The 25,426-nt window shown below is 35.0% G+C and carries 25 protein-coding genes; 9 read left to right on the top strand and 16 right to left on the bottom strand.

Annotated elements, in window-relative coordinates; genetic code table 11:
• The first annotated feature begins 14 nt into the window (after positions 1-14).
• Positions 15-458 (top strand): DUF4405 domain-containing protein, encoded by a 444-nt coding sequence (locus DF185_RS00600; protein WP_110358788.1) that lies wholly within the window; start codon positions 15-17, stop codon positions 456-458.
• Positions 459-613: 155 nt separating this feature from the next.
• Here DF185_RS00600 and DF185_RS00595 read toward each other — a convergent pair whose 3' ends face one another.
• Positions 614-2,242 carry a SulP family inorganic anion transporter gene (locus DF185_RS00595; RefSeq protein WP_110358787.1) on the bottom strand — a complete coding sequence of 543 codons (1,629 nt, stop codon included), beginning with the start codon at positions 2,240-2,242 and terminating at the stop codon, positions 614-616.
• A 466-nt stretch (positions 2,243-2,708) separates the two neighbouring features.
• Here DF185_RS00595 and DF185_RS00590 point away from each other — a divergent pair, with 466 nt between their 5' ends.
• Positions 2,709-3,929 (top strand): threonine/serine exporter family protein, encoded by a 1,221-nt coding sequence (locus DF185_RS00590; RefSeq protein ID WP_110358786.1) that lies wholly within the window; start codon positions 2,709-2,711, stop codon positions 3,927-3,929.
• A 39-nt stretch (positions 3,930-3,968) separates the two neighbouring features.
• Here DF185_RS00590 and DF185_RS00585 read toward each other — a convergent pair whose 3' ends face one another.
• On the bottom strand, positions 3,969-4,430 hold the full coding sequence (locus DF185_RS00585; RefSeq protein WP_110358785.1) for a nuclear transport factor 2 family protein: 462 nt from the start codon (positions 4,428-4,430) through the stop codon (positions 3,969-3,971).
• A gap of 177 nt (positions 4,431-4,607) precedes the next feature.
• On the opposite strand from DF185_RS00585, the gene DF185_RS00580 reads away from it, so the two are divergent.
• From DF185_RS00580 to DF185_RS00560, 5 genes are all read left to right on the top strand, one after another.
• Entirely contained in the window at positions 4,608-5,186 is a 579-nt protein-coding gene (locus DF185_RS00580; protein WP_110358784.1) for a Crp/Fnr family transcriptional regulator, read from the top strand.
• A gap of 127 nt (positions 5,187-5,313) precedes the next feature.
• The gene (locus DF185_RS00575; RefSeq protein ID WP_110358783.1) at positions 5,314-6,078 is read left to right on the top strand and encodes an MBL fold metallo-hydrolase; all 765 of its coding nucleotides are present in this window, start codon (positions 5,314-5,316) and stop codon (positions 6,076-6,078) included.
• Positions 6,079-6,336: 258 nt separating this feature from the next.
• A complete protein-coding gene (locus tag DF185_RS00570; protein ID WP_110358782.1) occupies positions 6,337-7,116 on the top strand; it encodes an SDR family NAD(P)-dependent oxidoreductase in 780 nt (259 codons plus the stop codon).
• Between the two features lie 7 nt (positions 7,117-7,123).
• The gene (locus DF185_RS00565; RefSeq protein ID WP_110358781.1) at positions 7,124-8,236 is read left to right on the top strand and encodes a metallophosphoesterase; all 1,113 of its coding nucleotides are present in this window, start codon (positions 7,124-7,126) and stop codon (positions 8,234-8,236) included.
• Positions 8,233-8,889 carry an NAD(P)H-binding protein gene (locus DF185_RS00560; protein WP_110358780.1) on the top strand — a complete coding sequence of 219 codons (657 nt, stop codon included), beginning with the start codon at positions 8,233-8,235 and terminating at the stop codon, positions 8,887-8,889. Before DF185_RS00565 ends, DF185_RS00560 begins: the two co-directional genes overlap by 4 nt.
• Before the next feature lie 11 nt (positions 8,890-8,900).
• Here DF185_RS00560 and DF185_RS00555 read toward each other — a convergent pair whose 3' ends face one another.
• The 12 genes from DF185_RS00555 to DF185_RS00495 form a co-directional block, all read right to left on the bottom strand.
• Positions 8,901-9,602, bottom strand: a complete 702-nt coding sequence (locus DF185_RS00555; protein WP_110358779.1) for a hypothetical protein — start codon at positions 9,600-9,602, stop codon at positions 8,901-8,903.
• A 234-nt stretch (positions 9,603-9,836) separates the two neighbouring features.
• A complete protein-coding gene (locus DF185_RS00550) occupies positions 9,837-10,556 on the bottom strand; it encodes a sulfite exporter TauE/SafE family protein (RefSeq protein WP_110358778.1) in 720 nt (239 codons plus the stop codon).
• Between the two features lie 3 nt (positions 10,557-10,559).
• On the bottom strand, positions 10,560-11,513 hold the full coding sequence (locus tag DF185_RS00545) for a YeiH family protein (protein WP_110358777.1): 954 nt from the start codon (positions 11,511-11,513) through the stop codon (positions 10,560-10,562).
• A 74-nt stretch (positions 11,514-11,587) separates the two neighbouring features.
• On the bottom strand, positions 11,588-12,475 hold the full coding sequence (locus DF185_RS00540) for a LysR substrate-binding domain-containing protein (RefSeq protein WP_110358776.1): 888 nt from the start codon (positions 12,473-12,475) through the stop codon (positions 11,588-11,590).
• 332 nt (positions 12,476-12,807) lie between these two features.
• Entirely contained in the window at positions 12,808-13,092 is a 285-nt protein-coding gene (locus DF185_RS00530) for a hypothetical protein (RefSeq protein ID WP_110358774.1), read from the bottom strand.
• Position 13,093: 1 nt separating this feature from the next.
• The gene (locus tag DF185_RS00525; RefSeq protein ID WP_110358773.1) at positions 13,094-13,612 is read right to left on the bottom strand and encodes a hypothetical protein; all 519 of its coding nucleotides are present in this window, start codon (positions 13,610-13,612) and stop codon (positions 13,094-13,096) included.
• 117 nt (positions 13,613-13,729) lie between these two features.
• Positions 13,730-14,194: a transcription elongation factor GreB gene (gene greB / locus DF185_RS00520; RefSeq protein WP_243421739.1), complete on the bottom strand. Its 465-nt coding sequence runs from the start codon at positions 14,192-14,194 to the stop codon at positions 13,730-13,732.
• A 579-nt stretch (positions 14,195-14,773) separates the two neighbouring features.
• Positions 14,774-15,253, bottom strand: coding sequence for a hypothetical protein (locus DF185_RS00515; RefSeq protein WP_133249918.1), 480 nt, complete (start codon positions 15,251-15,253; stop codon positions 14,774-14,776).
• 84 nt (positions 15,254-15,337) lie between these two features.
• Positions 15,338-15,889: a hypothetical protein gene (locus DF185_RS00510; RefSeq protein ID WP_110358770.1), complete on the bottom strand. Its 552-nt coding sequence runs from the start codon at positions 15,887-15,889 to the stop codon at positions 15,338-15,340.
• 224 nt (positions 15,890-16,113) lie between these two features.
• Entirely contained in the window at positions 16,114-17,091 is a 978-nt protein-coding gene (locus tag DF185_RS00505) for a TlpA disulfide reductase family protein (RefSeq protein ID WP_165835901.1), read from the bottom strand.
• Positions 17,092-17,257: 166 nt separating this feature from the next.
• Entirely contained in the window at positions 17,258-18,340 is a 1,083-nt protein-coding gene (locus DF185_RS00500; protein ID WP_110358768.1) for a tyrosine-type recombinase/integrase, read from the bottom strand.
• 171 nt (positions 18,341-18,511) lie between these two features.
• Positions 18,512-19,081, bottom strand: a complete 570-nt coding sequence (locus DF185_RS00495) for a hypothetical protein (protein WP_110358767.1) — start codon at positions 19,079-19,081, stop codon at positions 18,512-18,514.
• Positions 19,082-20,332: 1,251 nt separating this feature from the next.
• Between DF185_RS00495 and purT the strand changes: the two genes are divergently transcribed.
• On the top strand, positions 20,333-21,502 hold the full coding sequence (gene purT, locus DF185_RS00490; protein WP_110358766.1) for a formate-dependent phosphoribosylglycinamide formyltransferase: 1,170 nt from the start codon (positions 20,333-20,335) through the stop codon (positions 21,500-21,502).
• 1,345 nt (positions 21,503-22,847) lie between these two features.
• The gene (locus tag DF185_RS24100) at positions 22,848-23,678 is read left to right on the top strand and encodes a YecA family protein (protein WP_317046825.1); all 831 of its coding nucleotides are present in this window, start codon (positions 22,848-22,850) and stop codon (positions 23,676-23,678) included.
• Positions 23,679-23,904: 226 nt separating this feature from the next.
• Here the strand turns inward: DF185_RS24100 and DF185_RS00475 are convergent, their stop codons facing one another.
• Positions 23,905-25,047, bottom strand: a complete 1,143-nt coding sequence (locus tag DF185_RS00475) for an FMN-binding protein (RefSeq protein ID WP_110358764.1) — start codon at positions 25,045-25,047, stop codon at positions 23,905-23,907.
• Between the two features lie 74 nt (positions 25,048-25,121).
• Positions 25,122-25,412, bottom strand: a complete 291-nt coding sequence (locus DF185_RS23470) for a VcrB family reductive dehalogenase putative membrane anchor (RefSeq protein ID WP_133249917.1) — start codon at positions 25,410-25,412, stop codon at positions 25,122-25,124.
• Positions 25,413-25,426 lie beyond the last annotated feature (14 nt).

Genomic DNA, 25,426 nt, shown 5'->3' with positions numbered 1-25,426 from the left:
AATAATATTCTATTATGGGAAAAATGAAATTAAATATGTGGATTGATTTGTTGCTATTATTATGCTTTTCGCTAATAGTTGGAATAGGTTTTTTGATTAGGTATGTATTAGTTTCAGGCCAGGAAATATGGGCTAAGTATGGTACACAGGTGAATTTGGAATTTTTAGGGATGAACAGACATGGATGGGGTAATATTCACTTGATTTGTGGGATAATTATGATATTTCTATTGGTTTTGCATGTAGTTTATCATTGGAATCTGATAAAATCAATGTTTGCAAAGTTTATGGGCTTATCAGGAGGTGCTTTGGCAGGAATAAGTGTTTTCTTGCTAATTTGCTTGTCTTTTATTCTATTACCATTTTTCATTAATCCTCAAGTATCTGAGCAAGCAAGAGGAAATAAACATTATCAGATTGAGAAAAGAATGCATAAACATCAATTTCAAGTTAAATAGCAGATGATATACTATTTCAATATGTATCGGTGTCAAAATATAATCTAAAATATAAGTGTAGTAGCGTGATCATGTCTTTTATATTTGGGTTATTGGCATGATTAAAAAAAGCAGGATCAATTGATCCTGCTTTTTACATTAAACCCAAATTGGTATTATATTTTTTCTTTAGCTCTTTTTAGTGCTTCTTCAAAGTTGTCACAAATGTCCTTATCAGAAATATAATCGGCAATTTCACATCTTTCCAGCTCTTGTCTCACTTCTTTATTTACGCCAGACAATATGACCTTTGTTTTGCGGTTGGCCAGATTTTTAATTATTTCTGTAAAATTTCTAATTCCCGTAGCATCTATAAAAGGAACGTGTCGCATTCTGATAATTAAAACTGATGTGGAATGTTTTAGTTCACGTAATGTTTCCTGGTATCTTTTGGCTGCAGCAAAAAAGAATGGTCCACTAATTTCATAAATCTCTATCTCTTTTGGAATAAGATTGTAATTCTGAATTTCATCCGATTCTGTCTCAACAGGCATTACACCATTTATTTTTGACATGCGATACATGAAAATTAAAGCAGCCAGAACAATTCCAAATTCAATGGCAACTGTAAGGTCAACCAATACGGTTAGGAAGAATGTTGTTAGTAAAACGATGATATCGAAGCGCGATCCTTTTAGAATAGATCTGAACGAGCGCCATTCGCTCATATTGTAGGAAACAACAATCAGTATACCTGCCAAACAAGACATAGGAATCAGTTTTGCCCATTTTCCAAATACCAACATGATTAGCAACAGTGTGAATGCATGAACAATTCCGGCAACAGGAGTACGTCCGCCATTTTTAACGTTAGTAGCAGTTCTGGCAATGGCACCAGTTGCAGGAATCCCACCAAAAATAGGAGAGAAAATATTGGCAATACCCTGAGCTATCAATTCGGTGTTCGAACGATGATTTCCACCAATCATACCATCGGCTACTACTGCAGAAAGCAATGATTCAATGGCACCCAAAATGGCAATGGTTAATGCAGGTTGAAAATAGTTGTGCACCAAACTCCAATCGATGCTGGGCATATCAAAAGAAATAGAGTTAGGTATTTCGCCATATATCGATTCTATTGTACTTACTGGCAATTCTAACACTTGAACCATAACAGTCATTGCAATAATGGCAATAAAGGATCCTGGGATTTTTGGAATCAGTTTTCCTGCATACAGACTTATTAAAATGGTTCCAACACTAATGGCAATTGCATAAACATTAATGCTATCCAAATTTGAGAAGTAGCACATCCATTTCTCAATAAATTCTGAAGGAACAGAATCAATATCTAAACCGAATGCAGCCTTAATTTGAGTAGAAAAAATTACAAGGGCAATACCAGATGTAAATCCCACAATTAAAGGATGTGGAATAAATTTCAGGATTGCACCCAAGCGAAGTAAACCAAATAGAACTAGCATAATCCCTGCTAGGAAGGTCGATATCATTAAGCCCTCTAATCCATACTGACTTACAATACCGTAAACAATAACGATAAAGGCTCCTGTAGGTCCTCCAATTTGAACCCTGCTACCACCTAAAAGTGAGATTAAAAAACCGGCAATAATTGCAGTAATCAATCCTTTTTCGGGCGAAACCCCTGAAGCAACAGCAAAAGCAATTGCCAATGGAAGGGCAACAATACCAACAATTATACCTGCGAATAAATCTTTTTGAAAAGATTGAGAATTATAGCCTTTTAAAACTGAGAATAGTTTAGGCTTGAAAATAGATTTCATTGAAATTTGATTTAGTTACCAAGTAAAACTCCAAATGATTGATCTAAATCTCATCTTTTCTTCTGTAGCTGTACTAAAAAATACAACGTAACTCTGCTATGTTTTAATTTTTTAGATTTCGCCACAAAAGAAAATCCAGAAATTTCTATTTCAATCATTCAGAATTTTACATGGTATAATTAAGCTGCAAAAGTAATGCTAAACAGCTCTCGTTGTTCTCTGTTATTGATAAATTTTTTGATTCCAATATAGATTTTATTTAAGGACAAAATTGTCTGTAATTGTTTGATTATTAGGTTTGGGTTGTAGGGTTTTGATCTATTGTAAATTAGTGGGTAGATAGTCGGATTTGTATAAATAAAAGCAAGTGTAAAATAAGATAGCTATATGAGATATATAAATTGTATTTTTGTGCGATTTTAGGTTCCAATAGCTGTAGTAACTATTTAAAAAAGGCAAGAGAAAAATGCAAATACCTCAGAAATACAAATTCATTGTTCAGCTTGGGAAGGCTCTGCATACTTATGGTGTTCCTTCATATAAATCACAAATATATTTAAACGAAATTGCCGAAAAGAAGGGAATCAAAGGCAGTTTTATGGATACGCCTACTTGGATCAACTATGTATTTTACGAGGAAGATGATCATACCTACAACTATGTAGAATGTGTGCCACCAGGAGAGCTAAATTTGGGAGCATTATCCAAGATTGTGGAGATCACCAACAATGTCTTGTCCAATAAAATAAGCTTCGCAGAAGCCAAGCAGGCCATTGAAGACATAAAGACAGCTCCTTTGAGCTATGGCAAACTAACAGAATTGTTTGCTTTTATGACATCTGCAGGAGCTTTTAGCATTATTTTGGATACAAGTTGGGTTTCATCTCTTCTTGCATTTTTACTTGGGGCAGTAGTATATGGTATTACATTATTTGCGCAAAAATCAAGTTATGTGCGAAGTACTTTGGAATCATTGGTTGCATTTACAGTAACCATTATAACTGGTTTATTGGCCTTAAAATTTGAGCAGATTAACATCTCCATGACCATTTTGGCCTCAATCATTGTTTTTATTCCAGGATTATCCATCACAACTGCATTAGAAGAAATTACTTCCCGCAGTTTGGTTTCCGGAACATCAAAACTCTTTGATGCGTTGGTTTCTCTATTCAAGCAATTCTTCGGAGTTGTTCTTGGACTAGCTGTACTTTCCAGTTTTGTAGACCTGAAACCTAATGATGTTGTAAACGATGTGCCCAATTGGATAGATTATTTCGCGATAATATTGCTTGCCTTAAGTTTATTACCCGTATTTAAGGTACGCCCAAAAGATCTGTTGTTTTGTGTAATAGCCGGGTTTGCAAGTTACTACACCACAACATTATTCGATTTTACAGGTATCTTGATTAGTATTTTTATCGGAACAATTGTAGCGGTAAGCTTTAGTAAACTATTTAGCAAGCTTACAAAAGCACCTGAGTTGGTTTATTTGGTTCCGGGAATAGTTATGTTGGTGCCAGGGAGTAAGGCATTTATAGGCTTGAGTAGTGTGTTTTTAAGTGCAGGAAATTCTCACAGCAATATGGGAGAACAAATCTTGTACATATTTATGGGAATTATTGGAGGCTTAATTTTCTCAGGTAGTTTTATTGATAGAAAAAACTCGCCAGTGTCGAATGCGAAATAAAAAAGGAGAAAGTTTACGCCTTTCTCCTTTATATAATCTTTATTTTTTCTCTGGGATTTTGTAGTAGATCTTATTTACCATCTTCCAACCATTTGGAAATTTATACAAAGAAATGTAATCAACGTAAGTAAGTTTTGTACCAACAAAAAACTGGATTTTAGCTACTGCGGCATTACCGGTAATGTCTATGTTTTCGAATTTTACACTTACCTTTTTGTCGCCGGTACGAGGAAATTTGCCATCGGCTTTTTTCTTTTTGGTTTTCTCTTTCCATTGATCGATAGGAAGACTCCACATGCTATTGTCTTTACCAATTCCAATTAAACGGAAATCCGGATGGATTCCTGAATCAATCTTCTCTAAATCACCTTCATTTTGAAGACCATCAACATAAGCTGTTTGAATTACCTGTTTAATTGCTTCTTTTTCTTTTTTTAGATCGTGAGCAAAAACTCCAGAACTTAGCACTAATGCTACTAATAAAAACAAAATCTTTTTCATTTTTTTGACTTTTTAGGATGAGTAAAATAATTGGTGAAATTCGAATGATGGTAAATAGCAGAATCAATTTGGATGATTAAATATAAGACAATTCAGGATTTGTTACAAAGAATATTTTCTATCTTGCTTTAGCACGAATCGAATTAGACCTATATTTGCATAGAAAGCAATAATTGAATGAATACATCACATTTATATCATTTCTTCGATACAGATTTTCCTTTAAATCAGGAAGGATTAAAAGAATTAATAGAATCCTTTAGCGAGAGCAATTATAAGAAAGGAGAAAGCTTGTTGCAAGAAAATACAATTGATACCAAATTAAGATTCCTCAACTCTGGAGTTGTGCGAGAGTTTTATGCGAGTGAAGTCAAGGAAACCAATATCAATTTTTATACAAAGCCTCAGTTTATAACTGATTTTTCATCTTTTAAAAATACTATAATCACCCGAAAAAATCAGGAGTGTTTAACGGAGGTGCAGGTCTTGACAATCAACAAGGAACGATTTGAAGAGCTATTGAACAAATACCCCTGTGGCAAATCATTTATTAATGCTACATTCCAAAAATTACTGGAGGAAAAGGAAGAGTTCGAATACATTCGATTAACCAAACAACCAGATGAAATGTATCAGTTGTTGCTTGAGAATTCGCCTGAGTGTTTGCAAATGGTGCCTCAGTATCACATTGCTTCCTTCCTGGGAGTAACTCCTGAAACACTTAGTAGAATCAGAAAGAAAATGTCACTTAAATAATCTGCTTAAGCATTTCTTGATTTGAATCAATGAAAACTGGTTTTTGACTTTTTAATTTTGTTTTACGATTTTATATACTGAATTAAATGTTTGTACAATCGGTTTAAATAATATAAAAGTCAATATCATGAAAATTCATCATTTACGTCACGCAACTTTTGTAATAGAGGCAAATGGTCATTATATCTTAATCGATCCCATGTTGGGAGAAAAGGCTTCAATGCCACCTTTTGCATTTTTTCGACACAAAGCCATTAAGAATCCTATCATTGAAATGCCTACCAATAGCCAAGAAATCTTGAATAAGGTTACCCATTGTATTGTAACGCATTATCATCCTGATCATATCGATAAAGCTGGAATTAAATTCCTTAAGGAAAAGAATATTCCTGTTGTTTGCTCTTATATAGATGAAAAGAAACTAAAAAAGCAGGGTATTACAGTAACTGAAACAGTGAAATATTGGGAAAAGAAAAATTTATTGGAAGGTACGATTTGTGGTATACCTGCTCGACATGGATATGGATGGGTAGCCAAACCTGCAGGTGATGTAATGGGATTTGTTCTAGAATTAAGCAATCAGCCTAGTTTATATATAAGTGCAGATACCATTTATACACCAGAAGTAGAAAAAGTTTTAACAGAGATGAAACCGGAAATTTCAGTTGTGGCTAGTGGTGCTGCTCAATTTGATATTGGAAAACCTCTGATTATGGATCCAAGTGATGTAATAAAATTCATTAAAAATGCTCCTGGCAAAGTATATGCCAATCACATGGAAGCTGTAAATCATTGCTCATATAACCGAGAAAAACTACATGCAGATTTGGTAAAGAATAAGCTAGCTGAAAAGGTATTTGTACCTCAGGATGGAGAAAGTTTCGAGGTATAATTCGAAAGGATATTATTTTAATTGGAAAAGCCTGTTTGTTTTAAGCAAACAGGCTTTTTCTGTAATAAGTATACAAGAATCAGTAAAAGGGTTAATTAAATTTTTTTAGGCTGCTATAAATTTGTAAATGTATAGAAAAGAAGTGCATAATGGTTAGACTAATGAAACGAGCATGTAAATTTAATTGCTAAATTTTCATAAAGTGAAGTGATTAAATTTATCATGCGACTTTCATTCAAACAGTAAAATTACATAGAAATGAAAAAGGTAGCATTAATAACTGGTGCATCGGTAGGTATAGGTGCAGAATTGGCAAGAATACATGCAGAAAATGGTGGCGATTTGGTAATTGTTGCTAGACGAGAAGACAAGCTAAAAGAACTGAAGAACGAGTTGGAAAGTAAAAATGGAGTAGAGGTATACACCATTGCTAAAGATCTTACCAAGCCCAATGCAGCATCAGAAGTGTATGAGGAAGTAAACAGTAAAGGAATTGAAGTTGAGTACTTAATCAACAACGCTGGTTTCGGTGGACGGGGAAAGTTCCAAGAGAGAAAATGGGAAGATGATTTGGCTATGATTCAGTTAAATATTGTTGCTCTTACTGCTCTAACAAGGTTCTTTTTGGATGATATGGTGAAAAGAAATCATGGGAAAATTCTGAATGTTTCATCAACGGCAAGTTTTGCTCCTGGTCCATTGCAGGCTGTTTATTTTGCCAGCAAATCCTTCGTTACTTTCTTTAGCAATGCCATTAGTAATGAGCTAAACGATACCAATGTTACTGTAACAGCATTAATGCCTGGAGCAACCGAAACAGAGTTTGCCAAAGTATCAGGAATGGATAAAACTGCAGGTTTTAAGAAGACAGTGAGTGCTAGAAGTGTTGCGATGGATGGCTATAAAGGAATGCTAAAAGGTAAAATGGATGTAATATCAGGTTTGACATTCATGCAGAAATTAATGCTTTCATTTATTCCTCTGACACCTAAAAAAGTCATCATTCAGCAAATGCGTAATTTTAATGAAGTAAATTAATTAGGAAATGAGCAAGTACATTCCATATGTAATATTATTCACGTTTTTTACATTGTTAATTCTCTCGGTTGTCTATCTTTCAAAGAGAACTGCCTGGAGCTTTGATACATCTTATCAATGGCCTTTTTACCTGTTCTTTTCTGCAATCAGCATCTTTATGCTTGGTGGTGTAATGTCTAATATTCAGTCGGTTGACAGTAATGGACACATCATTTTTGTTGTTGGTGCAATTACCATGGGAGTATTCCTTTTTGTGCTGCTTTCATTTCTTTTTACAGATATCATAAACATCTACTTTAGGTTTTCACCTTTTAGATTTGGACTAGTAGCATTGGGTGTAACTACTTTATTAACTATTTATGGCGTATGGAATGCTTCTCACCAAAGAGTAAAGTACGTAGATGTTCGGATTGATGGTTTGGAAAAGAACCTTAAATTGGTGCATTTGTCTGATATTCACCTTGGACATTTTAGAGGAGCAGAATTTCTTGAAAAAATGGTGAAGAAAACTAATGCTCAACATGCAGATGCCATTTTTATAACAGGTGACTATTTGGATGCAAAAATTGCATTGAAGAATGAACATTTTGAACCATTAAAAAAACTGAATGCACCAATATATTTTGTAGAAGGGAATCATGATGAGCATACAGATATTGAAGCTATCAATTCAAAAATGAGAGAGGTTGGAGTAAGAGTTCTCGAGAATGAAATTGTTAAGTTTAATGGAATTCAAATTGTTGGTTTAAACCACATGTTGGCCGATAAAGAAACTTTCGATATGCATGCATCTCCTTTTAAACCAACCGTAAAAACTACATTGGCCGAATTGCAGGTGCAAGCAAATCAACCTGCCGTATTACTTCATCATGCACCAAATGGAATTAAATATGCAAGTCAATATGGAATAGATTTGTATTTGGCAGGGCATACTCATGCCGGACAAATATTCCCATTTAATCTATTGTCCGAATTTTTATTTGAATACAACAGAGGGTTGCATGAATATCAAGGTACCAAGGTTTTTGTTTCTGAAGGTGTTGGAACAGCCGGGCCGCCAATGCGTTTGGGAACACAAAGTGAAATCGTTGTGATTAATTTAATTGCCAATCAATCATGAAAAATATTATTATTACAGGAGCCACAGGAATGACAGGTGGTATTATTCTAAAACAATGCCTGGAATCAAAGGAAATAGGTAAAATTACGAGCTTTGTTCGCAAACCGTCAGGTGTAGAACATTCCAAATTAAATGAAGTGGTAATCAGTGATTTCATGGATTATTCAAAGCATCAGGATGAATTTAAAGATATTGATGCTGTCTATTTCTGTATTGGAGTTTATACAGGAGCTGTTTCAGATGAAAAATTCAAAGAAATTACGGTTGATTATACCAATCGTTTTGTGGATGCCTTAAAAGAACACAGTCCCAATGCCAAATTCTGTTTTTTAAGTGGAGGAGGAGCAGATAACACCGAAAAGAGTCGTATGTCCTTTGCCAAATACAAAGGAATGGCAGAGAATTACATGTTTGCCAACCTGGTAAATGCCATTACTTTCCGACCTGGATATATTTATCCCGTTGAGAAAAGGCAGGAACCAAATTTCAGCTATAAGGTATCCCGATTTTTATATCCCCTAATTAAACTTTTGGGTAGAAATGCCAGCATAAAGTCAACCGAATTGGCTTACGGAATGTTTAAGGCAGGACTGCGTGGTGCTCCAAAGAACATATTGGAAAATAGAGATATTTTAAACTTTATAGAACACTAAAGGGTAAATGCCTAAATTAAGTCTGCAGCAATTACAATCATTATTGCTTCAGGAACCCTCAATTCACCTTTAATTGTATATAGTTTAGGTCCTGCAAACTTCGAAATGCTTCTATTGTCGTATGAATAAGTTTCTGGACCTGAAAACTCTGAAATTCTTCCTTTCGATGCAGAATAAATCTTTTTTCCTGCAAACTCCGACAAATGATTGGATTCCCAGGTAAATCTTTTATTACCTGAGAAATCACTAATGTATTTTCCATCGAATTTGAGAATCTTACTTTCTGCAAACTTTGATAAATACATACCATCCCATATGTATTGAGGGCCTTGTGCAAAGGCAGATATTACAGCTTTACCATTTTCCCTTTCAGCTTTAGATTCTTTTTGGGTACTGAATGAATTCATTGTATTTTGAGTTTCATTCCTGTAATCTTGTGCGGATCTGAATGGAGCTCTCATTTCACCATAAGCCTCAGCTTCTTGTTCAAATGTATTCTGATGAATTTTAAGCTTGCGTACTTTTTTTATGAAGTAGAATGCATAAACTGTTCCCATCAGGATCAGTGCAAATAAAATTTCATTCTTCGTAAAAGAGGTCTGAATGGAAGAATCAGTTTTAGGATTGATCTGCCAGTTGTATAATCCGCCAATAACTACCAATCCAACCATTATACCGAGCATTAAAAACCTTTTCTTTATATTCTTATCCATAATAATCAATACATTTTTTAATTTTCGTACAGATTTCCTGCACTTAGAAAGAACAAAGTAAACATAATCTTTCCTAATAGAAGTATGTTTATTTGATTATTTCCTGAATATTATCACACATAGATTGGTATACTTTCACCTAAAGATCTTAAATATCATATCCATTATCTTTTAATCTGTACTATTATCATTTGCTTCATTCTCTTTGAATTGATTCTCTCTGCCTGAAGAGGGTTAGCGTATTAACAAGAGCAGGCAAGAAATAAAAGTAAGTAGAATATTGATGGTACGAAAACTCTTGATTGGAATGATGCCATTAAAATACTTGCCAATCACGGTTCCTGCTAACAGGATGGGAGAGAAGAGCAAGGATAATTTTAAGGCCTGTGGAGTAAGCCAGCCAACCTGGTAGTAGCCTGCAATGGCAATTGCTGCTGTCACAATGCTAAACCATGCAAAGATCTCCCTAAACTGTTTGTTGTCTACATTTGCCCTGTTTAGAAAAAGGGCTAATGGTGGGCCACTAATGGATATAATACCAGTTATTGCTCCAATAATAGCACCAACAATAGGATACACATAAACAGGCAAAATGGCATGTCTTTTACTGCTTTTGATGAAAGACAAGAAGGTGATCACCAGAAATACAACGCCCGAAAAATGAACCAAACGATTGGCATCAACATACTTTAAAATCAATACCCCTATAAGTGTAAAAATCCCACCTGATACGATTAAGGACATGGATGCTTTGTCAATTAATGCTTGGTTTTTCTTTTGTAAGATGATAAATACCGAGGCAACAAGATTGCAAATCATGAGAACTGGGATAATCTCCTTGGGTTCGTACCATGTCAATAGAATCGGTAAAGAAATTAGAGCAAAACCAAAGCCGCTTACACCTTTAATTAAACTCGAAATTATCACGGTAAGAAAGATATAAATATTTGGCATGACTTAATAAATTAACAGGAACAATGAACCTACTGCTATCACTACCCAAAGAATAATGCCAAGAGCAAAACTTTTGACACCCGATTTTCTAATTTCACCAACACTGATATTCGAACCGATTAGGAACAAAGCAATCAGCATTCCGCGTTTTCCCAGCCAGCTAAAGTGTTCGTAACTTGCATGGTATACTGGGAAAGTATTGGCAAAAACAATGGCAATAACGAATAACAAAATGAACCATGGAAAATGGATGGATTTCTTTTCTCCATTTCGATTCACAAATGCAACAATCAAGGATAATGGGATTATCCACAAGGCACGAATAAGTTTAACAGTGGTGGCAACTTGCAAGGCCTTTTCGCCATAAATAGCTCCAGCGCCAACAACCGAGCTGGTATCGTGAATGGCTATGGCAGCCCAATTGCCAAATGTTTTCTGGCTAAGACCCAACTGGTGTCCAATAAAAGGAAACAAAAGCAAGGCTAAGGCATTCAACACAAAAACCACAATAAGAGCAAAGGAATTTTCGTAGTTTTTACTATTCAGAATGGGCGCAACGGCCGCAATGGCACTTCCTCCGCATATGGCTGTTCCGCTGGCAATAAGCAGACTAATGTTTTTCTCCACTTTAAACAGTTTACCCAGCAATATGCCTAGTAACATTACAACACTTACCGAAATTGCCGTTTCAAGAAAACCATCCTTCGATGATGAGATGACAGCAGTTAAACTCATTCCAAAACCCATTAAAACAATAGATGCTTGTAATATTTTTGATGTGTAATGGTGTATGCTTTTATGCTTTATTCCCAGAAATGAAAACACCAAGCCAATACAAAGTGCTACAGCCGGAGATACAAACGGCATAAAACACAAACAAACAATGGTTAAATAAGGCCAATTGAAATTCTTTGTTTGATTTCCAATGCCACTCTTTACAGCTTTCAATGCGATCATACGATTACTTTTTTGTTTACAAAAGTATCATCACAGTATAATCAAAGCAAATACTGAATAGTCATGGAGTATAACTACAAGTTATATCCTAATAGGAAGTTTTCAAACAATTCAACCTGTCTGCTTTTGTGACCCATTTTGTACGCAATTCGAAATTGACGTGGAATATGTACACCGGTAACCTTTATTTCTACAAGTGTTTTTAGGTACAATTCGGTTTTAACTGCTTGCTCTGAAACAATCGCCAGACCATCAAAATCAAGTAAGAAGTTTTTAATCGATTCGGTACTTCCCAAATGGATGGGTACATTAAGATCTTCGAAATCCAGATTTTGTTTCAACAAAGCTTCTTTTATCACTTCAAGTGTACCCGAACCTTTTTCTCTAAGTACCACAGGAAACTGAAGCAAATCATTCTTGCTTATGGTTTTGCGTTTTGAATAGATGCTATTTCCACCAGTCACCAAAATCAATTCATCATCAAGAAAACTTTTGTATCGTATGCCCGACTGTGAGGAATGGTTTTCTACCAAGGCAATATCAACCTTATTGTTTAGTAAAAGCTGCTCCATGTCGAAAGAATTGCCATTAATAAGGTGGATATTCACCTTAGGGTAGCGCTTGTGAAAAGAGGCAATGGTTTTGGGAATGAGATATTGCGATATGGTTGAACTGGCTCCAATGATAAAATCACCCGAGATATCATGATTCAACTGACTGATTTCAAATTCAAGCTCTCGATATTGCTGTTCAATCTGTTTGTACGAATTGTATACAATCTTTCCCTTTCGGGTAAGGAAAATTTTATTCCCCTTTCGCTCAAATAAATTCGTGTTGAATTTGATCTCTAATTCCTTGATATGCTTGGTTACCGCTGGCTGACTAATGTTTAAATCATTAGCTGCTTTAGAGAAACTCAGGTTCTCAGCAACGGAAATAAATACGGTATCTCGATAATCCATTTGTTTATGCTACAGGTCTTTTACCAATTGTTATTTTTTATTCATTTATCATTCGTTGTAATTCCTTTTCAAGTTCAACTCTTGTTAAAGAATCCAATTTTTCAAGTTCGGATAGCCCTTTAGGTTTCGGAGGAATTTGTATTGGCTTATAATAATCCTTGTCAAAATATATTTGATCTTTAATTCTTGTCAAATAGCTTGATATCCTTAAGATGTCCACTAGTCCATACGAGTAGAGCTTCAAAGTATCTCTTTTATTGTGAACTATTTCAAACCTTAATGATGCACTTTTATTCGGGATAGTACGTTTCTGTAATTTTGAATAAATAGTCTCAAAATTCAATTCGTAATTTTCCCTTGAAGTCATTTTCTATGAACACTTCTATGAAAACACTATCGTTCTGTTTAGTTATTATGTCTTTTTCAAAATGCTCTCCATTGCATATACTGAAATCTGCATTAACAACTATTGTATCTAATTCAGTCATAAATTCAGAGAAATTTCCAATATCCCGAACTAAATCAAATGTTTTATCATTGGTTTGACTAAAAACAGTACTTGCCTTAAAGATTACCAATAAGATAATAAGGATAATATTCCTTAATATGATTCTCATTTTATTTGTGCCTTTTTATTAAATGATGATATAAACAATCCTTAATCCCCGAACTATCATTTTGTCTTTCAATTAAATTTAGAGAACCCCAACCTCCAGAATTATACACACCAACAATACCAAGTTTTGTATTCCAGAATATTTCTGATTCTTCATCCTGACTGTTTTTACGGTCATAATAACTTCGAATTAAAAGTATAGAATCTTTTGTTATAAAAATAGAGTCAAGAGTTAAGCAAGCTTGGCCATAGTATTCAATTCCTGTCTTACTTATTGAATAGGAGTTGTTAATACTAATTGAGTCTTTCAAATATTTTTCGAGATATATTTTTTTGCCATTTTCTAGAATTGTTGAATCTAGAAACAGTATTGATGAATCACGTTGATCAATACTATCTATATTGCTAAGCCAAATCTGATAATTATAACTTGTCATCAATATGGTTGGATTGTTGACTCGTGGCTTACATGATTGAAAAAACACATAGAATGTCAGTAGTATGGTAATATATTTAGTCATCTATTATTAATTGACTTTCTGAATTGATCTACTTGAAAGCTTTCGGGGAGCATCACCGCCCTTAAATTTTAATTTTTGTTAGTGGTTCGGCTTTTTATTTTGATTTGTCAGGAAGGCCTACTTCTGATACTGAATACTATTAATTCTCCAGACCATATCTCCAATCTTCGTTTTTACGACAACTTGATCGCCAACGCTTTTTTTCATTAAAGACTTTGCCACAGGGGAATCCATTGAGATATAATCAGAATTCCCAATAAGTTCTTCATATCCAACAATTCGCAGCTTTTTCTTAAACCCTTTTTGCAGGTTTTCAATTTCTACCCATGCACCAAACATCACCTTTCCTTCCTGAGATGGATGATATTCTACTACTTTAAATTCATCTAAGCAAACACGTAAGTATCGTATACGCCTATCAAGCTCCCTTAAGCGTTTCTTATTATAATGATAATCGGCATTCTCAGAACGGTCACCTAAACTCGCCGCCCATGATACTTTAGCTGTAACCTCTGGCCGTTCTACTGTCCATATATGATTCAACTCTTCCTTCAGTTTCTCGAAACCTTCAGGTGTAATCATGAGTGTGCGATTAGTCAACTTTATAGTTTCTGATTCTGGTATTTTACGGCGCATAATGAAATTTTATTTAAAAAAGTTAATACTGATTTTGGGGTTTAGAGCATAATACTACGAACCCCTAATGCTAGTCAACAATTTCCCAAAGTAAGCAAAAATACCCTTTATAATCTTTCAAACATATAAAGTGTGTCAGATATTCTTTTACTAAATTCCTCATCTTCTGAATCTCTTAATTGCAGAGAATGTAAAGTCGATTTATTGTTATTAGAGCACAGTAAGGATAGCTCCCAATTGCAGAGTTAAAAGGGTACTTTTCGAACGTTTGTATAGCTCTTCTCTTGCTATTTTAAAATCTTACGTCATTTCTTTCGCTGACCGCTAACGGTTTTGCTAAAATTTGAGGGCTCCCGATAGTTATCGGGATTAAAACTACCACCTTATCTACCGACCAACGGGAGATCACGATACGTAGTGAGTAACCCGCTACCGTTTAAATTTTGTTGTATTATCAACCCCGAAAGCTTTCGGGGGAGCGTCACCGCCCTTAAATTTTAACTTTTGTTAGCGGTTGTTTTATCATTAATCTTCCTTTGGGAAAAATAAAGAAATACTCAATACATCTTTAAATTCTGTGTCTTTATAAATTGAGCAATCATAAATCATGTTGTTTTTTCCATTCCGAACAAAAAATCTCGGATTTTCCATGTTCCATTTTGAAATAATATAACAGTCATGTTTTTCAATAAATTCAACTACTTTTACACTGTCAGCTTTAGCAATTCTAATTTCACAATTCCTCCAGTAGACTTCGTTTGATTGATACATATATTCTGCATGGAGTTGATAATAAATTAGTGTATCACCTATTCTTTTTCCTAATAAAGACACATCTTCAGGAATTGAGAAGTATCCATTATCAATTAAATTTTTCTCTGATATATTAAAATTGACGTCAAAAGGATGAAATATTGGTGTTCGATCTTTAATCAGAAATCGCAACAGAAAACCTCCTAAGATCAAATTCATTAGAATCAATACTATTATGACAATCCTTCTCATTAAGTTGTTTTAGAATTACCGCTAACGGTTTGGCTAAATTTTGAGGGCGATTTACAACCACCGCCTCATCAAAGCCGCTGCCGTTTAAAATTTTGTTTTATTATCAAGTTGAGCGTCACCGCCCTTTAATTTTAACTTTTGTTGTAGGGCGTTATCTTTTAAATTTTGCTTATGTCTTTCAGATTTAAATTTATGACACTTCACATTAGAATTGCTATAGATTGTGTCAATTTTCGATTCAAGGTTTAGTTTAAATATACTTGTATTTGATTTCACTACAGTCAAATTATATGCATCCCCAATTTTCATTTTTTTATCTGAAATTGTTCCTGTCATAGTCGAATAAATCTCGTGATGAATTGTGTCATTATATTGAAAGTTGAAATAAATTACATCTTCGCTAGTAGTAGTACCTTTTCTTGAGTTGCGTTTTAATTTTTCAATAAAGGCAATTGTTTCAAAAGAGTCATTTCGTAATAATTCATTTCTTTCTTGAGTTTTGAAATAGATGTAAACGAACAATGGAGAAAATATACCAATCAATATTAGAGCAATCTTGGCTCTATCTTTTATAGAGAGTTGCTTCTTTAATTTTTTCTTCCCTCTGTTATTTTCAATTCGTTTTTTTTTTCTCATTTATTAATTTTCTGTTCCTTTAATGCCCTACAACGGTTTGGCTATGTGGAGTGCGGGACTTTGAAACGCTTCACAGTCAGGCTGCCACTGAGCCAATTCGTTTATTCATATTTTAATTTTTATAGCCAAATCGTCAAAGACGAATTGGCGGTGTTGCAACGAAGAGCTGCGGTTGAATTACCCGCTGAACCCCGCATTACATATAGCTTTTGTTGTGTGGCGTTTTATTTTATTTGACTTAGGATTTTTTGCGGATTCAAACGACCAGCCCACCTATCGACGATAATTCCATTCTTGTCAAGAAGCATAAAAGTTGGTAAAACATTTATTTTGTAGACTTCCAAAACATTTTTCTTTTGGTCTACTTCCCATAACGAAGTACATTTGAAATCAATATTTTTTTGTTTTGCTATTCTATACCATGCTTCCCTTACATTGTCATTGTCAACATGAAACGAAATTACTTTAAGGTTATTTCCATGTAAAGCTTCCAATTCATTCATTCCTTCATATGCTTTCCAGCATGGCTTACATGCTGTTGCTGTAAAATTTAATAACACATACTTTCCTTTAAAATCTGACAAATTTCGGGTTTGCTCACCTTGCCTCCATTTAAAGTCAAATGCTTTGTTCCCTTTTTCCATCGCTTCAATATGGTATGTATCAAGGTAGGCTTTAATGTCTTTAGCATTTTCTTTCAACGGCTCATTAATCATAGAATACAACTCCCTAACCTTATCTATTGTTAAGCTTCTCTTGTACATTATTAAATAGTCAACACCTGGAAGTGTATTAATATTTTGAGATAAAAGGGTATAAAATTTTTCTGTGTTTTCAGTCTTAATTGCATCTTTGAATTCATTCATTATTCCTTGGCTCGCTGAACCTGTAATATGTGTCTTCTTCAGAAAACCTTTCTTATACACTTCTGCATGCATAATGCCATTTTCAGCATAGAACTCAATAAATCTTTTCAATCTCGGAGCGTATAACTGCATTTTTTGAGGACTTGATTTTAGGGGAATTGTAATCTTAAATTTATTATTTTCAATTTGCACAGTGTGCGTCTTTTTAGCCATAATTACAAGCTCGCCTGTTTTAAAACCAGTACTATTACCTGTAATAGTGACCTCGCTCGAATATGCATTCAATGAAATTGATAATGCCAATGAAAACAGAAAGGATAAAATTTTATTCTTCATAGTTTTGTTATTTGTTTGTGTTTTCGTCATGTTTTACAATTACAGTGCCATAAAGTCAGGATATTAACTTTTCTATGGACTTGGTAAATGCCACACAACGTATGTATAAAGTGCAATGCACTTTATCTACCTTATCTATTATTTTATGTATGTTGTTGTAATTTAGTTATTTATCCTTTAGGATTGTGTCTAAAGGACTTTTTATTTTTGCAAGAGATCTTTTACTTACGTGGGTGTAAATCTCTGTAGTTTTACTTGATCCATGTCCTAAAATTGTTTGTATATATCGTAAATCTGTTCCTTGTTCCAATAAATGAGTGGCAAACGAATGCCTCAGCATATGAGGCGTAACATGCCTTTCGATTTTAGCTAGTTTTGCAGCTTTGTCAACAATTCGTAATACCGATGAAGCAGTATATTTAGTCCTGTCCTTACCTTCAAATAAATAGTAATTAGGCTTATAAATTTCTAAGTATTTCTTAAGAACAACAATTAGAGATTCAGAAAATACAGTAGTTCTGTCTTTTTTACCTTTTCCAGCTCTAACAAATATTAGCTTTTTATCAAACCAAATATCTTGCTTTCGTAAGTTAAGTAGTTCACCTCTTCGTAGTCCGGCTGAATATATGGTTGCCAATATTGCTTTGTGTTTTAAATTTGTTGTCCCCTTAAGCATTTTTAGTACTTCTTGTTCAGAAATTACTTTTGGTAAAGCACGATGTTTTCTTGGACGATCAATAGTATAATATTCTTTAGTTCGACCTAGAACTTTCTCAAAGTAGAATTTTATAGCGTTTATGCGTTGGTTTTGTTGACTTAATGAGATTTTTTGTTTTTCAACTAGTTCATACAAATACTGATTAATATACTCAGGAGTTAACTCAGCTAAATTTGTATTTAGGAAATAGGTTTGAAAATCTTTGAAATATTTGCAATACACTTTTATTGTACTTTCACTATATCTCATACGTTTAAGTTTCTCCAAATATCCCTTTGGTAGGGCAACTTCAATTTTCTTTTGTTCTTTATCTGCTATTGCCACAATTTCTGCAATGGGAGAGAATAACTTTTTAAACTTTTTATAATCGAATTCTGTTCTGGCAATCCACCAACATTTCTTCGATTGGCTCCACTTAATCTGGAAATGCTTTTTCAATAATTCCAATATCCCTAAACTGTAGTCAAATGTAATCTTGACAATTTTTCGATTTTTATGCAAATCCGGGGATAATAAAATTCTTGTTTTCATTTCTTTCTAACTAGATTCTCAAATTTAACAAGATCTTATCACATAACAAAACATATACTTATGAAAGGATATTTGTAACTTTTTCCTTTCTCCCTTCTCCTTTCTCCTTTAACCCAAAAACACCCAACAGCCCCAAAGGGGCCATTAGGTTTCTTTTATGCAAAAGCACTATTATCCCAGCACAAATTCCTTATCCGTCTCATTTCCCGGATAATCGAATGCTTTTACCACAATCTTGTCGCCAGCGAATTCAGTATTGGCAACCGTGGCAGCATATTTCCATTCGAAATCACTACCATTTTTACTGGCAAGTCCTTTTTCCACCAGGCTACCATCATTGTGATAAATCTCAATTTCAACATGTTCAACTTTAAAATCGTCAAATGCGATAATTTCGATTTCATCTCCAACCTCACCATGGTAATCTTTGGAAATCAGCTTACCAATTTCAGGAGCATGAAAATAGTCGGCAACTGCCAAATTGTAGGCGCTGTACATTCCCTTCTCCTTAGCACTTTTTTTATATTCCTCTTTGATTTCAGGAATACTCATTTGAACTTTAGCGAACTGAATCGCCTTCTTAAATTTATCTTTGTGCAGCTCTTGCGCGTTGGAATCTTCTCCTGTGCGCTGTGGTGCAGTAGATAAAATGGTACGACCATGACTCTGTCTGAATACAAGATCGCTTCCAAGCTTACCGCTTAAACCTTTGGTAAGTGGATTGATTTTAAAAACAGCCATAAAATTGTGATTTGGTTAAGGCTTTAATTTATAACTTATGTACCATCTCAATTCAAATGGTACCGTACAACACGCACCCGATTAAATCAGGACAACATATCACTTCAAGGAGTTTCGCATGAAAACATCATTCTAAATAACTGTACGTGTTGGATAAAAGAGAACTAAATCCTGATTAAAGGATGAAAATCTATGATAAAGTTTCAAAGTAATTTTTAAAATATCAAGAGGCTCAAAAAACAATAATGAGAAACAAATGTAAAATATAGAATCAATAAGGTACAGTTGTATTAAACCATAATACTTGCTAATAGTATAGAAAGGTAGCCGTACTGTGTCCGTACTGTGCCTGTACTATGTCCGTACTATGCCCATTTGGTGTTTAAGAAAACATAAAAAGTCTTTTAAGGAGCTATAAATATGATAAAACAAATAACGACTGAAAATCAAGTGTATAGGGTGTTATTTATTTTACTTCTAAATAAAAGTTCACCGAAAGAAACTACTTGTTTAAATCACCTTACCTCAATCCTTTACTTGAGGTGAGGAAGTAGTGCAAAGAGAGATTTAGGATCGCTATTTAATTGCAATGTATTCCCCTTCTCATTAAGGAGAAGGGGTTAGGGGATGAGGTAATTTGTATTGCAAATCGGCGTAACAAAACCCAAATCAACTCAACAGTTCATTTTGAGCGGAAGCCGATAATAGTCCCGATAGCTATCAGGAGCGAGTCGGGGCAGACCGATACTATGGAATGGCGAGCAGTATCCGATTGGATTGATTCTTTTGAGGTAATGATAACCGAGCCTTGCGAGCTCATGAATTCCCGTGAAAATTAAGAATGAATAAAAGAACAGCCCGTCTGGCTAGAAGACAAAAGAGCCCCAATTATTTTAGTTGCAAGAACAATTACATTGCTGAACAGTCATTTCCTCCTTCTAATAAATAAGATATTTGCTGTCATGCAAAAACTTACCCAATCATTACTCAGACTTATGAATTCATAACTAGAAACTATTATTTTTGCAGCTTAAACAACCAAACACGAATTTTATACCATTTATTAATAATAGAGAGCTAATTTTAGCACTCAGGTTATGAAGGTATAATGCCGATATATAATTTATAAGTATAACATGTATCATACTTGGATTAGAATTTACATTCTTTTGAGTATGTAATAAGGTGAATAAGCATATAAAATTAATAATCGGTATTATATATCCATTATCTAATTAGAAAGACACATTTATGCTAAAAAAGATTTTACTTTTAGGATCGGGTGAACTGGGAAAAGAATTTGTAATCGCAGCTCAGCGATTGGGGCAACAGGTAGTTGCAGTTGACAGTTACGAAAATGCACCAGCCATGCAAGTGGCAGATCACTTCGAGGTAATCAACATGTTGGATGGAGCTGCACTTAATGCAGTGGTGGCAAAGCATCAGCCAGACCTAATTGTACCGGAAATTGAAGCAATACGTACCGAGAGATTTTACGATTACGAGAAGCAGGGAATTCAGGTAGTGCCAAGTGCCAAAGCTGCAAACTTTACCATGGATCGACGAGCCATTCGCGATTTGGCTGCCAAAGATCTAGGATTAAGAACTGCAAAATACCTGTATGCAACATCGCTTGGCGAAATGTATACCGCAGTAGAAGAGGTGGGAATGCCTTGTGTGGTAAAACCATTGATGTCGTCATCGGGTAAGGGACAATCGGTAGTAAAATGTAAAGATGATATTCAAAAAGCCTGGGAAATTGCCGGTGCAAAGGGCAGGGGCGATTCAGGTGAAGTAATTGTAGAGGCGTTCGTGAAATTTACCTCAGAGATTACCTTGTTAACCGTAACCCAACAAGATGGTCCTACGCTATTTTGCCCACCAATAGGACATGTGCAAGAGCGAGGTGATTATCAGCAAAGTTGGCAGCCAGCCTTAATCTCTGATGCTGATGTAAAGGCAGCTCAGGAAATGGCCGATAAGGTAACAGCAGCGCTAGGTGGCGCAGGCATTTGGGGAGTAGAATTCTTCATTTGTGAAGATGGAGTAGTATTTTCGGAATTGTCTCCGCGTCCGCACGATACCGGTATGGTTACATTGGCAGGAACACAAAACTTCTCGGAGTTTGAGTTGCACTGTCGTGCCGTATTGGGCTTGCCAATTCCTGAAATTACATTGGAAAGAGTAGGAGCTAGCTCGGTAATTCTTGCTCATCAGGAAGGAGAAAATCCTTATTTCGAGGGATTAGAGAAAATCGCTGTATATCCAAAATCAGACTTTAGATTATTTGGAAAACCAATAACCCGCGAGTACCGAAGAATGGGAGTTACCCTTGCATACAATTCTGCTGATGCCGATGTAATGGCGACGGTAGAAAAAGCCAAGGAAATGGCTGCTTTGGTTACAGTGATCAGTGAATAGTAAACAATTAACAATGTGCAATTAACAATTAATAATTAACAGAAATCAGATAGGTTTTTGTAATCAAGTGGAGTGAAAATTGCATTAAAAACCTGTCTGCGTTTTTTTAACCAGACAGGCTGATTTTTTACTATTGTGGTTCCATATGCCCATCCGGCTAGAGGATGATAAATCAATTTGTTTCGTCGCAATAAAGTATCTAATTCAAACAACACCCACAGTTGCGACGATAATAATTCGATGATATTACCCCAGGGCGGCGGTCGTTCTCACTCCCTTGCCCTGGGCTGAATGATATTTGCCTTTCAGGCAATTTTCCATTAAGGAGAAAGATAGAATGAAGTGTTGATATTCTCTAAATCTCCTCACCTTAATCCTTTCCTTGAGCCAATCTTTATACACATCTTTAAAGTGTGAATTAGATGGTGTAACTCCTACGGAGTACCAAATGAATCTATAGAACATCGCTACAATCATGTAACCGCTACGCGGTAATAATTGGAACATGTAAATATTGCCTGTAGGGCATATATCTTTGTAGCCTAGGGTAAAGTCGTGATAGCGACTGCCATCCTGGGTTAAAATTGTAAGTTTAAATCCGTCGCACATGAAGGTGTTAATAATAGATTTCTGCTATCATGCGATGGAACAATCTATGACACATTTAATAATCCAGCACATAAACTTTTTAATAGAATTACAATCTTCTATAAAAATTGAAAATATTTGTGCATAAAGTCTAGCTCCTTGAGCTAATCTTTATACACATCTTTAAAATGTGAATTAGATGGTGTAACTCCTACGGAGTACCAAATGAATCTATAGAACATCGCTACAATCATGTAACTGCTACGCGGTAATAATTGGAACATGTAAATATTGCCTGTAGGGCATATATCTTTGTAGCCCAGGATAAAGTCGTGATAACGACTGCCATCCTGGGTTAAAATTGTAAGTTTAAATCCGTCGCACATGAAGGTGTTAATAATAGATTTCTGCTATCATGCGACGGAACAATCTATGGCACATTTAATAATCCAGAACATAGACTTTTTAATAGAGTTACAATCTTTTATAACAATAACAAGTTGAGTGTTTCCCTTTCATGGAAACTGTCGACAGACTAAAGGGTGAGAAAAGAATAATTTAAGCCCAAACGCACCCTTCTCCCTGCTGGGCTCGTGAAAGCTTTCGGGGGATCCCCTAGAAGGGGAGAATTAAGAATTAACTGATTGTTTATATAATTCTCCTTCGAATTATATTCTTAAAAACATCTAGCAAGATTTCTTTTCTACTATTCTACCTTTTTACTTTTATTTATCTTTGCGAGCTAAACATGAAAGATATGATCCGATCAATAAAACAAGCATTCGATATAATAGACAGCAAAGTTACTGGCATTCCTTACGAAGCAATCGACTACTTAAGAAATCACGAAACTTGTGATGAGTTAAATGATAAGCTCGTATATGCACTTAAAAACGCCTATAGTGGTAAGGCCTATTATTCAGAAAAACACAGGATCATGTTGCCCGCACCTTTGTGGTATGCAGTGGTTGCCGAAAAACATTTATCAGAAGAGTTGTTCGAACCTTTATTGGAAATGTTTACTACCGAGGAAGACTGGGATGTAATGAACGAGCAAGCCGTCTATTTGGTTGGATTGTTGGCCAAGGCATTTCCAGGTGCATTTTTGGAGAAAGTCTTATTCTTTATAGAGGAGAACATCAAGAAAGAAAACAAAACTCCTTACATTTTCTGTTTCGAAGCACTGTACTATGCTGAGGATAATCATTTCGAGAGAATCCATGCCATGCTCGATAAGGAGAATTTCCATTGGGTAGATCACTATGTAAGAGTCTTGGGGGATTTAATGCGAAAAGATACGCTTGTAAAATTCAAGGAGATCTTGCCTAAGTTTGAAGGAAAACATACTGCTATCGAATTACAGTATTACATTGATGTAATGGAAGGGAAGATTACTGATTTTCAAAAAGGTGTAGCATTCTGCGAAATGCGCGATCCGGAATGGAAGAATCATTACCAACATATGGAGCAGATGTTTGCAAGTGCTCAATCGCCAATACAGCAAGAGGTAAAAGTCAATCGTAACGATGCCTGTCCTTGTGGATCAGGAAAGAAATACAAGAATTGTTGCTTGCAGAAACTATCGTAAAAGAGATTCTAACCTGTTTTTCTGGGCTATATATTTTAAACTGAATTCAGGTTAATAGTATAATAAAAACGGTTTTACTACAATTGTGGTAAAACCGTTTTTTTAATAAACCCAAGCGCCAACTACAAGTTTATATAATTAAAACTTACTTGCCATATATAGAAGTATGGATATAAGGCAGATTGCGTAAAGTGCAAATCCAGCCCATGTTTCCTTTTTAATATTTTTAAGCATGTTGTTTTTGTTTTTGAATCAGTTGTTTAACTTGATTTCTTCTGGCAATTACCCATTTTAGAATTCCACCCACAGGACAAAAGAATCGACAAAAGAAATTCGAAAAGAATAAAGCCCCTATGAGTGCTGTAGGCAAAATATACCATTGAATGCCTTCCCCTTTTAAAGAGAACAGCATTGCAAATGGTTCATAGGACGATAAGCTGGGATTTTGTGATATAAAGATCAGGATCAAAGACAACCAAATCAGGAAATTTGGAGTAAAGGCCAAAGCCTTAGCAAGTGATTGATCCATTTTAATATTGATGCCTGATATTTGATGCAATAACATTTGACTTGCTCTAAATGGGCAAATGGCTGTGCAATACACATTTTTACCCCAAATGATGATCAAACTTAAGGTCGCAGAAACCAGCAGCCACCAACTTAAATGAGTATGGATATCCGGAAAGTATCCCAATAATACTCGTCCAAAGTGAGTCAGTGAAAGCGAGGCATTAAAAAGAAAGCCTATAAACACCAAGCCCAAAAATAGGTTAAAGTAAACCAGTTTCTTACTCTTGAAATAGATCGCTAAAAAGGCAATGATGATGATCAATGCAACAACTCCTTCTTTTGGAGTAAGTCTCCAGCTTTTCTCAATTCGCGGAGTTTCCATCTGAAACACCTTATGAGCAATTTGGTAGGAAGCATCACGCGCAGCATTGGCAATGGCCAATGAACTCACCGTTGCTCCCGATACGGCTTCTACATCCTCTTTTAATTGAAAACGATCATCCAGATTTCTATTTTGGTATTGTTTGTAGTATTTCTTATTGGATAGTTTTGCAACAAATGAAGGTGTTTCAAAGCTTTTAATTAGCTCTGTTCCTATAATGGAACCATTAGTATCGCTTACAACTGCTACCTGCAATGGTCCACCATAACCTTGAGATGTTCCAGTTGCTAAATATCCAGATACATTTCCGTTTTTATAGAGGTGATATACACCTTCCTCAGCTTCTTTTAGTTGAAGATTTTCAGCTTCAAGTATTTTTAAATGCTCAAGTTCATGTGAATGATCGGTAAAAATAATACCATAGCAAAAAGCTATGCCCAGACTGATCCAGGCGATCCAATTGATATATTTTTTCATATACTTTATTGATCCCTAATAAATGGAGATCGAAGCCATATGTGTTTATGACTTCGAATCTCCTGAAACAAAAACTATTTGCTTACCGCTTTTTTTAATGCAAGTTTTCTCGATAAAAGAAGCAGAATGAGCGAAGGAATCACGAAAACAATTAATCCCATACTTGCTGCTCTGGGCTCACCCTCCAGTATTGAGCTAAAGGACCAGGCAATTCCAAATATGAATAAGAATACACCAATGCAGCTGCTTATCCATGTTGAGATATTAAATTTCAATTTTTGATTGTAATAATATATTAGTCCCGTGGCAAGAGTGGTGATTACGCCCAGGGAAAAAAACAATATTTCTATACCTGTAAATATCATGTGTTTGATTTTTT

Source organism: Marinifilum breve, assembly GCF_003202155.1.
Classification (GTDB): Bacteria; Bacteroidota; Bacteroidia; order Bacteroidales; family Marinifilaceae; genus Marinifilum; species Marinifilum breve.
The sequence above is the reverse complement of the archived record's forward strand: the minus strand, read 5'-3'. Positions and strand labels throughout refer to the sequence as shown.